Origin of the sequence: Sandarakinorhabdus sp. (assembly GCF_041689835.1) — a bacterium.
Lineage (GTDB): Bacteria > Pseudomonadota > Alphaproteobacteria > Sphingomonadales > Sphingomonadaceae > Sandarakinorhabdus.
The window spans coordinates 1-9,996 of record NZ_JBDNFM010000120.1; the positions used below are offsets into that span (position 1 = coordinate 1).

The window sequence follows — 9,996 nt, forward strand, 5'->3', positions numbered from 1 at the left end:
AACGCCTTGCCCAGCCGCACCACCACGCCCGGCACCCCGCCATCGCGCACGATCAGATTGCTGCCCAGCCCCAGCGCCATCACCGGCACATCGTCCGGCAGCGCCTTCAGGAAGGCGCGCAGATCATCAATGTCTGCGGGCTCGAACAACCAATCCGCCGCACCGCCCGCCTTGAACCAGACCAGCGGTGCGAGGGGGGCCGACGGCGTGAGCTTGCCGCGGGGTGTTAGCATGGGCTCGCCCGTCATCCCGCCTTCGCCCGCGCAATGGCTTCGGCCAGCCCCGCCGCCCACTTGGTGATGTCGCCGGCGCCCAGGCAAATCACCTGATCGCCGGGCTGCACCGCGCCGGCCAGCACCGCGGCCAGATTGTCCGGCCCCGTCACCGTTTCGGCCGACGGATGCCCGGCCGCGACCAGCCCGGCGGCCAGCGCAGCGGCATCGACGCCCGCGATCGGTGCTTCACCAGCGGCATAAACCGGCGCGACATAAACCATGTCGGCATCGTTGAACGCGGCGCAAAAATCGCCCATCAGATCGCGCAGGCGGGTGAAACGGTGCGGCTGCACCACGGCAATCACGCGCCCCCCCCCTTCTGCAGTGCCCGCACTTTCGCGGGCCGCCGCCAGAACGGCGCGGATTTCCACCGGATGGTGGCCATAATCATCGATGATGGTGGTGCCGGCGACGTCGCCTACCTTGGTGAAACGGCGCTTGACCCCGCCAAAGCGCGCAAGGCCGGCGCGCAAGCCATCATCATCCACGCCCAGTTCCAGCGCCACGGCGATGGCGGCCAGCGCGTTCTGCACATTGTGGCGGCCAGGCATCGGCAGCATCAAGCCGTCGATGCGGCGCTGCGTATCATGCGCGCCGGCGCGGCTGCGCACCAGCACGGAAAAACGGTTGCCGCCCGGCACCGGCTGCACATCCAGCCCGCGTACATCGGCGGTGGCGGCATAACCATAGGTGATGATGCGGCGATCGGGAACGCTGGGGATCAGCGCCTGTACTTCAGGGTGATCGATGCACAGGATGGCGGCGCCATAAAACGGCACGGCATGAACAAAGGTGCGGAACGCCTCGCGCACCTTTTCAAAATCACCCCAGTGATCCAGATGCTCGGGATCGATATTGGTGACGATGCCGAAGGTGCCGGTGAGCCGCAGGAAGCTGCCGTCGCTTTCATCGGCTTCCACCACCATCCAGTCCGACGTGCCCAGCCGGGCGTTGGAACCGATGGTGTTGATGATGCCGCCGTTGATGACGGTGGGGTCCAGCCCGCCGGCATCCAGCAGCGCGGCGACCATCGAGGTGGTGGTGGTCTTGCCATGGGTGCCGGCCACCGCGACGCAGCTTTTCAACCGCATCAGTTCGGCCAGCATTTCAGCCCGGCGCACCACGGGGATTCGCCGGCTGCGCGCGGCCACAACTTCCGGATTGTCAGCCTTGATCGCCGTCGAGGTCACCAGAACGGCGGCGTTGGCGACATTTTCCGGCTTCTGGCCGATAAAAACGGTGATGCCCTTCTGGCGCAGGCCTTCCACCACAGTGGTTTCGGCCGCATCGCTGCCCTGCACCTCGAAACCCAGATTGGCCATCACTTCGGCAATGCCCGACATGCCGATGCCGCCGATGCCGACAAAGTGGATGACGCCGACATCGGTGCGGAAGCCCGGGCGCAGGCGGATGGTGGGGGCTGAAACGGTGATGGGGTTCATGCGATCAATCCGGTGGCAATGACGAGATTGGCCAGGCGTGTCGCGGCCTCCGGATGGCCGGCGGCGCGCGCCGCTGTGGCGGCCTCGCTCAGCGCTTTCCGGTCTGCCAGCCAACCCGTCAAGGCTTCGGCTAAACGCTCTGGCGAAAATTCATCCTGGCGGATCATCTGTGCCCCGCCGGCCGCCACCAGCGCGGCAGCATTGTCGGCTTGGTGGTCGTCGGTCGCGATCGGCAGCGGCACCAGAATCGATGGCCGGCCCATCACCGCCAGCTCCGCCACGGTCGACGCGCCGGCCCGGGCGATGACGATATGGCTGGCCGACATTTGCGCGGGCAGATCGGGGAAATAGGCGGCAATCACCGGCTCGATCCCGGCGGCGCGATAGGCGGCCAGCATGGCACCGCGATCCTCGTCGCGGCCCTGGTGGGTGACGTCAAGTTTCGCGCGGACAGCGGCCGGCAGCAAACCGACAGCCGCCGGCACCACCCGGTTCAAAATGGCCGCCCCCTGACTGCCCCCCGTCACCAGAATCTTCAGTCGGCCAGCGTTTTCGTCGAATGGCACGTCGCGGGCGGCCAGCACTTCGGGTCGCACCGGATTGCCGATGAAATGCGCGCGGCGCTGCCAGCTGCCCTCCATGCGGCGCACTTGGCGGAAGCTGGTGGCAATCGCGCGCACCCGCGGTGCCAGATAACGGTTGGTGCGGCCGAGCACGGCATTCTGCTCGTGGATCAGGCACGGCAGATACAGCGACAGCCCCGCCAGCAGGCCAGGCAGCGCCGGATAGCCGCCAAAGCCAATGATGGCGCGCGGGCGCATGTCCTTGAAAAGCTTACGTGCCGTGCTGCGGCCCCGCCAGATCGCCAGCGCCACCTGCGGCAGCGAGCGCCACCCGCTGCGGCCCGTGGAAGCCGCGTCCACCTGAGTCATTGGCACGCCGGGAAACAGCCCGGGAAAGCGAAGCCCACGCTCGTCGGTCACCAGATGCACCTTGTGGCCGCGCGCCATCAATTCCAGCGCCAGGCAATGCGCCGGCACCATGTGCCCGCCGGTGCCCCCTGCGCACAGCACATAGGTGCCTGCCCCAGAATCCTTGGGGCCGGGGGTGGCGGGGCGGGGATTGCCTGTCATGCGGCCCGCAAGCGACCGGGCGACTTGGCCCAAGGCTGCCCCTTTAAAAAGGGATTGCAACGGGTTAGAGCCAGCAGCAGCCCTGCCCCGACGCAAATCGCAAGATAGGAAGAGCCGCCGTGGCTGATGAACGGCAGGGTCATCCCCTTGGATGGCAGCAACGCGAGGTTCACCATCATGTTGATCGCTGCCTGAAAGCCGAATTGTGCGGCAAGGCCAGCCGTAGCGAGGAACACGAACGGGTCGTCCTCGTCCATCGCCACCAGCAGGGCACGCACCACCAGTCCCATGAACAGCCCGGCCAGCATGAAGCAGGCAATCAGGCCGAACTCCTCACCGATAACGGAAAAAATATAATCGGTTTGGGCTTCGGGCAGGCGAAATTTCATCCGGCCTTCGCCCGGCCCGGTGCCGAGCCAGCCGCCGGCGCGGAAGCAATCCAATGCCTTGTCGATCTGGAACGTGTCACCCGTTCCAAGGACCCACTTGTCGATGCGGGTCGCGAAGTGATCAAGAGTGAAATAGGCCGCCACCAGTCCGATCAGGCCAAGTCCCGCCAGCGAGCCGATGATGGAAAGCGACAGGCCAGCCAGCATCGCCTGTACCAACCAAACCGCTGCAATCAAAGCGGATTGGCCCACATCCGGTTGGGCGATAAGGCAGATCAGCGCCACACCCAATATCCCCATGCTCATCTGCATGGTGGGCAGGCTGCGATCCTCTACCTTGAGGCTCAGCAGCCAGGCGGTGGTGACGATGAAGCAGGGTTTGAAGAATTCCGACGGCTGGAACTGGAAACCGGGCAACTGAATCCAGCGCATCGCGCCGTTGGCACCGCCGCCGATGAACGGCACCAGGATCAGCGCAACAAGGCAAGCCAGCGTGCCGACCACCGCCAACCGTTTGAGCAGGCGCAGATCGAGCATCGAGGTGAACAGCATCAACGGCAAGCCCAGCGCCACCCAGCCCAACTGGCGATACAGAAAATGCAGATCGTCATAGCGCAAAGCGGTGCCCGACAGCCGGCGGGCAGCAACCGGTGAGGCGGCTGCAACGGCGACGATGCCGGCGGCAACAAGCGCGAAGATGATGATCAACAGCGTCTTGTCGATGGTCCAGAACCAGCGGCCGACGGTCGATCGGTCACCACGGGTAAGCGCGGCGGACAGGGTGCGGCCACCGGGGCTGCGAGTGTTGACTGTAGCCATCGCCGGCTTCCCTCTCACAACGCCGCGACGGCCGCCCGGAAGGCGGCTCCGCGATCTTCGAAATCCTTGAACTGGTCGAAGCTGGCGGCGGCTGGGCTGAACAGCACCACCTCGCCGGGCTTGGCCGCACCCAGCACATCCGCAATCGCCTGACCCAGCGTGCCCGACCGGGTGACGGGCAGGCGGCCCTGCAATTGCTCGGCAAATTGCGGCGCGGCTTCACCGATCAAATAGGCGCCCACCACCTGGCCCAGATGCGGCAGTATAGCCGAAAGATCGGCCTTCCCGGCGGCATCCAGCTTGGGCCGGCCGCCGGCAATCCAGTGGAGACGCGGATACGCGGTGAGCGCCGGGGCGGTGCTGTCGGGGTTGGTGGCCTTGCTGTCATTCACCCACAACAGGCCGCACTTTTCGCCCACCGGCTCCATGCGGTGCGCCAGCGCCTGATATGAGGCCAGGCCGCGCGCGACCACATCGTCGGCAATGCCGAGCGCGCGGGCCGCGGCAATTGCGGCGCGGGCATTTTCCAGATTGTGCGCGCCCTTCAGCGCCGGCCACTCCGACTGGGCAGATGGCAGCGCCACGTCCTCGATCAGCACCGTCTGCCCTCGCCCGCCCTGCACATCGAAAGCCGTCTGTGCCGCCGTGCCGACAATGGCCGTGCTGCCGTCCTGTTGCATGGAAAACAGCCGCGCCTTCGCTCCGGCATAGGCGGCCATGTTGCCGTGCCGTTCCAGATGATCGGGCGTGATGTTGGTGAGAATGACGACATCACAGGCCAGGCTGTGGGTGATCTCCAGCTGATAGCTCGACAGTTCCAGCACCCACACGCCGCCGGCCGCCAACGGCTCCTGCGCCATGATGGGCAGGCCGATGTTGCCGCCCATTGCAGCGGGGATGCCGGCCGTGACGCACAGGTGATGCAGCAGTGCCGTGGTCGTGGATTTGCCGTTGGTGCCGGTGATGCCCACAATGCGGGCCGGGGGCAGCACCATGGCGAACAGCTCGATATCGCCGATCACCGGCACGCCATGACGGGCAGCAGCAGCAAAGATCGGCGCCGAATGCGGCACGCCCGGCGACACCACGATGCCGGCCAAGCCCGACAACTCCGCCGTGTTCAGATCGACCAGTGCGCCATCATACGCGGCCCGCGCTGCTTCGCCGTCATCCCACGCCCACACCTCGCCGCCCGACGCGGCCAGCGCGGCGGCCACAGCGCGGCCGGTGCGGGCGAGGCCCAGCACGCCCCAGCGTTTGCCGGCAAAGGCAGGCGAAGTGATCATGGGTGCAGCGTCCTCCCCCCCCGTGCGCCGCGATTACGCAGCGGCACACGCGGTGCGGGGGATGAAGTTGTGAGGGAGAGGACGCTGCGGACAGGCATGGCGATCACCGAAGTTTCAGTGTCGCCAGGCCCGCCAAGGCGAGCAGGATGGCGATGATCCAGAAGCGGATCACCACAGTCGATTCTTTCCAGCCTTTCTTTTCGTAATGATGGTGCAAAGGCGCCATGCGGAACACGCGCTTGCCGGTGGTTTTGAAGCTCGCCACCTGGATGATCACCGACAGGGTTTCGAGCACGAACAGCCCGCCGATCACCAGCAGCACCAGTTCGTGATTGGTGATCACTGCGATTGTGCCGAGCGCGCCGCCCAGCGCCAGGCTGCCGGTGTCGCCCATGAACACCATCGCCGGCGGCGCATTGAACCAAAGGAATCCAAGGCAGGCCCCGATCAGCGCTGCGCAGAACACGGCAAGCTCACCCGAACCCGGCACATGGTGGATGCCAAGATAATCGGAAAAACGAATATTGCCAACGAGATACGCGATCACTGCAAATGCCGCCGCCGCAATGATCACCGGCATGGTGGCCAAGCCATCAAGACCATCGGTGAGGTTCACGGCATTGCCGAAGCCGGTAATGATGAAGGCGGCAAAAACAATGTAGAACAGCCCCAGATACAGCCCGGCGTCCTTGAGGAACGGCAAATAAAGCGTGAAGCCAGTGCGGCTGGCGATCCACGAACAGGCGAGGCCGGCAATCAGGAATTCGAGGCCAAGACGCACTTTGCCCGATACGCCCTTGTGGCTCTGCTTCGTCACCTTGTCGAAATCGTCCATGAAACCGACGGCGCCAAAACCGAGCGTGACCAGCAGCGCCGACCAGACGAAACCGTTGCCCACGTCCATCCACAGCAGGGTGGAAGTGGTCATCCCGATCAAGATCAGCAGTCCTCCCATGGTCGGCGTGCCGCGCTTGGTGAGCAGGTGCCATTCAGGCCCGTCCTCACGGATTGGCTGGCCCTTGCCCTGCTTGGAGCGCAGCATATCGATAAAGCGCGGTCCCAGGATCAGCGCGATGGCCAAGCTGGTCATCAGCGCCGCGATCGCCCGGAAGGTGATGTAACGGAAAATGTTGAACAGGCCTTCGAAGACGGAAAGCTCGGCGAGCAGCTTGATCATGGCGTCATGTCTCCGGTCACCAGCGCATCGATGACGCGGGCGAGCTGAATCGAGTTGGAGCCCTTGACCAGCAGCACGTCATCGGCGGCGATCAGTCGGGCGATTTCGACACGGGCGGCACTGGCATCGGCGACATGGCGCACATCGATGCTGCGCCCCAGCGCGGCGGCCAGCGGCTTCATTTCGGCGCCCACCAGTACGGCGGCTGCCACCCCGGCTTCGGCCATGTGCGGTGCCAGCCCGGCGTGGAATTCATCCGAAAGCGCGCCCAGTTCCTTCATGCTGCCGAGCAATGCCAGGCGGCGGCCAGCGCGAGCCGGTGCCACATCGCGCAGCACTGCGAGGCTTGCCGCCATGCTGGCCGGATTGGCGTTATAGGCTTCGTCGATCACGATGGCCTGGCCGCCACCCGCCGCAACACGCAGGCGGCGGCCGCGGCCGGGCAGCCCGTTCATGTCGGCCAGCGCCAGCCCGGCCAGTGCCAGATCGCCGCCAGCGGCCTGCACCCCGGCCAGCACGGCAAGCGCATTGTTTACCCAGTGACGGCCCGCCATGCCGATCTTGAAGGTGAGCACCTCGCTGCCGATGCGAGCGGTGACGCAGCTGCAATCAGGATGCAGCGCCACTTTTTCGGCATACACATCCGCGCCGTCGTTCAGGCCGAACCGCACGACCTTGGCGCCCGCAGCGTGGGCGGCGCGGGCGAGCAGATCGGCGTGCGAATTGTCGTGCGGGATGATGGCGGTGCCGCCAGCGGGCAGGCCGGCGAAAATCTCGGCCTTGGCATGCGCGATATCGGTTTCGCTGGCAAAAAATTCGCGGTGAGCGGATGCCACCCACGTGACGATTGCGATGTGCGGGCGCACCAATTGGGTCAGTTCGGCCAGTTCGCCGCTGTGGTTCATGCCCATTTCGAACACGCCCAATCGCGCATCGGTCGGCATGCGCGCCAAGGTTAGCGGCACCCCGGTGTGGTTGTTGTAGCTTTTCACGCTGGCATGCACGGCATCTGGCGCAAATCGGGTCAAAGCGGCGTTCAGTGCTTCCTTCACCCCCGTCTTGCCGACACTGCCGGTGATACCGATGCGCAGCGCGCTGCTGCGGTCCCGCGCGGCGGCGCCCAGCGCATTGAGGGCCGCCATTGTGTCGGCGATACGCACATGAGGCGCATCGACAGCCTCGCTCACGAGCAGGCCGGCCGCGCCGCGCTCCAGCGCCCTGGCTGCGAAACGATGACCATCGGTGGCCTCGCCGTTCAGCGCGACAAACAAATCGCCCTGCACCACTTCGCGGCTGTCGAAGGTCACGCCGTCCGCAGCAAATTCGCCGTGTGCCGTGCCGCCGCAAGCAGCGGCGATGGCTGCGCTGGACCACAGCATCATGCCGCGCACTCCCGCGCCACTGCCACGTCGTCGAATGGCAGCACCCGTGTCCCCACGATCTGGCCTTGCTCATGGCCCTTGCCGGCTATCAGCACGATATCACCGGCAAGGGCCATGGTAATGGCCGCAGATAACGCCCGGCGGCGATCCGCTATCTCCTGTCCGCCGGGCGCGGCAGAGAGGATGGAAGCGCGGATGGCCGCAGGGTTTTCACTGCGGGGATTATCGTCGGTTACAACGACGACATCGGCATGGGCGGCCGCAGCCTCGCCCATAAGTGGTCTTTTGCCAACGTCACGATCGCCGCCGGCACCAAACACGATGATAAGCCGGCCAGAAACATGCGGGCGAAGCGCCGCGCACGCCGCTTGGATCGCATCGGGCGTATGCGCATAATCCACATAGACGCTGGCGCCGGTGCGAGTGATCACTGCGCGCTCCAGCCGGCCGCGCACACCGGCCACGCGGGCCAGATTAGACAGCGTTTGTTTGGGGTTACCGCCGCACGCGATTACCAGCCCCGCAGCGACCAGCGCGTTTGCAGCCTGGTAAGCACCGATCAGCGGCAGTGCGATGCGGTGGCTCTCGCCGCCGGCTGCCACGACCAGATCTTGTCCGGATGGTGTGGGCGTTCGGCTGACCAATTTCAATGCCTCGCCGGCCTCACCCACGCTGAGCAGCGTCAGCCCGCGCTGGCGGGCCACAGCGATCATGCGGGCTGACCAGTCGCCGTCATCAGCCCAGATCACGGCGCTGCCACCCTCATCCACAACCTCAGCCAGCAGGCGGGTCTTGGCGATAAAATACGCCGCCATGGTGCCGTGGTAATCAAGATGATCGCGCGACAGGTTGGTGAAGGCGCCGGCCATCACCGGCAGGCCTTCGATGCGGTGCTGATCCAGCCCGTGGCTTGATGCTTCGAACGCTGCGTGGCTGATGCCCTCGCGCGCCAGCCCGGCCATGGTGGCAAGGAAGGTGACGAGATCGGGGGTGGTCAACCCGCCAGTGCCATCGGCTGAGCTCACGCTGTCATAACCGGTGGTGACGCCCAACGTGCCGATGCTTGCCGAACGATGCCCGGCCAGTTGCCAAAGCTGGCGGGTGAGTTCGGCGGTGCTGGTCTTGCCGTTCGTGCCGGTGATCGCCACCGTGGTGGCCGGGAAGGGCGCGAAGAACCGCGCTGCCAGCGCGGCAAAGGCGCGGCGCGGATTTGCGTCGGCAACATGGAAAGCGCCATCGACCGCTGTTTCCGGGCGCGCCACCACGGCGATGGCACCGGCGGCGATGGCGGCGGGGATATAATCCTCGCCGTTCACGCGCGCGCCCTGAAATGCACCGAAGATCGTGCCGGGCGCGACCTTCCGGTGATCAAGCGCAAAGCCGGTGACGATTGCATCACCGGCTTTGCCGCCTGCCTTCGGAATGAGCGCGCCCAGCCGCACGGCGCTATTCCTTCGCGTCGGCCCTGGCGGGCAACAGGCCCGACAGGTCAAGATCGCGGCTGGAATCGGGTACCACGCCGAGCGGCGGCGCGATGCGGCGGATGATGTTGTTGATGGCCGGCGCCACCACCATGCCGGCCGTCCGGAACCCATAGGTTGCCTTGCTGCCGCGCGGATCATCGATCATCGCGACAACAACATAACGCGGCGCATCGACCGGGAAGACGGCAGCAAAGTTGACCACGTTCTGGCCGTGCACATAACGGCCATTCTCGATCTTCTCGGCTGTTCCCGTCTTGCCGCCCACCCGGTAGCCCGGCACGTCGGCCTTGCGGCCGGTGCCGCTGGTGACGACCAGCCGCAGCAGCCGGCGCATTTCCATGCTGGTTTCTTGCGAAAACACTCGGCGGCCGGGCGGCACACTGGCAGCATCACGCTTCAGCAGGGTGGGCGCGCGATAAACGCCGCCGTTGACGAGCGTCGCATAGCCATTGGCCAAGTGCAGCGGCGAGATGGTGAGGCCGTGGCCATAGCTGATTGTCATGGTGGCGAGCTGGCCCCAGTTCGACAGCGCTGGATATTGCGGCCGGGCCTTTTCCTTCAGCTCGACCTCCACCGGCTTGAGGAAGCCCAGCTTGTCCAGATATTCGC

General features: G+C 65.6%; 8 protein-coding genes and 1 pseudogene. All 9 read right to left on the bottom strand.

Going from position 1 to position 9,996, the window contains the following annotated elements; genetic code table 11:
- Window positions 1-233: pseudogene (locus tag ACESL8_RS06420) on the bottom strand (UDP-N-acetylenolpyruvoylglucosamine reductase); the annotation flags it as partial.
- Between the two features lie 11 nt (window positions 234-244).
- Window positions 245-1,717 (bottom strand): UDP-N-acetylmuramate--L-alanine ligase, encoded by a 1,473-nt coding sequence (gene murC, locus ACESL8_RS06425; protein ID WP_372917002.1) that lies wholly within the window; start codon window positions 1,715-1,717, stop codon window positions 245-247.
- A complete protein-coding gene (gene murG / locus ACESL8_RS06430) occupies window positions 1,714-2,850 on the bottom strand; it encodes an undecaprenyldiphospho-muramoylpentapeptide beta-N-acetylglucosaminyltransferase (RefSeq protein ID WP_372917004.1) in 1,137 nt (378 codons plus the stop codon). The genes murC and murG overlap by 4 nt, the downstream gene beginning before the upstream one ends.
- Window positions 2,847-4,058, bottom strand: coding sequence for an FtsW/RodA/SpoVE family cell cycle protein (locus ACESL8_RS06435; protein WP_372917006.1), 1,212 nt, complete (start codon window positions 4,056-4,058; stop codon window positions 2,847-2,849). Before ACESL8_RS06435 ends, murG begins: the two co-directional genes overlap by 4 nt.
- A gap of 14 nt (window positions 4,059-4,072) precedes the next feature.
- A complete protein-coding gene (gene murD / locus ACESL8_RS06440) occupies window positions 4,073-5,344 on the bottom strand; it encodes a UDP-N-acetylmuramoyl-L-alanine--D-glutamate ligase (RefSeq protein ID WP_372917008.1) in 1,272 nt (423 codons plus the stop codon).
- A gap of 103 nt (window positions 5,345-5,447) precedes the next feature.
- Complete coding sequence (gene mraY / locus ACESL8_RS06445; RefSeq protein WP_372917010.1) at window positions 5,448-6,521, bottom strand: phospho-N-acetylmuramoyl-pentapeptide-transferase; 1,074 nt, start codon at window positions 6,519-6,521, stop codon at window positions 5,448-5,450.
- Window positions 6,518-7,903 (bottom strand): UDP-N-acetylmuramoyl-tripeptide--D-alanyl-D-alanine ligase, encoded by a 1,386-nt coding sequence (murF, locus tag ACESL8_RS06450; RefSeq protein ID WP_372917012.1) that lies wholly within the window; start codon window positions 7,901-7,903, stop codon window positions 6,518-6,520. The genes mraY and murF overlap by 4 nt, the downstream gene beginning before the upstream one ends.
- Window positions 7,900-9,345: a UDP-N-acetylmuramoyl-L-alanyl-D-glutamate--2,6-diaminopimelate ligase gene (locus ACESL8_RS06455; RefSeq protein WP_372917014.1), complete on the bottom strand. Its 1,446-nt coding sequence runs from the start codon at window positions 9,343-9,345 to the stop codon at window positions 7,900-7,902. Before ACESL8_RS06455 ends, murF begins: the two co-directional genes overlap by 4 nt.
- Window positions 9,346-9,349: 4 nt before the next feature.
- Window positions 9,350-9,996, bottom strand: a 647-nt coding sequence (locus ACESL8_RS06460) for a penicillin-binding transpeptidase domain-containing protein (protein ID WP_372917016.1), incomplete at its 5' end; no start/stop codon positions are given.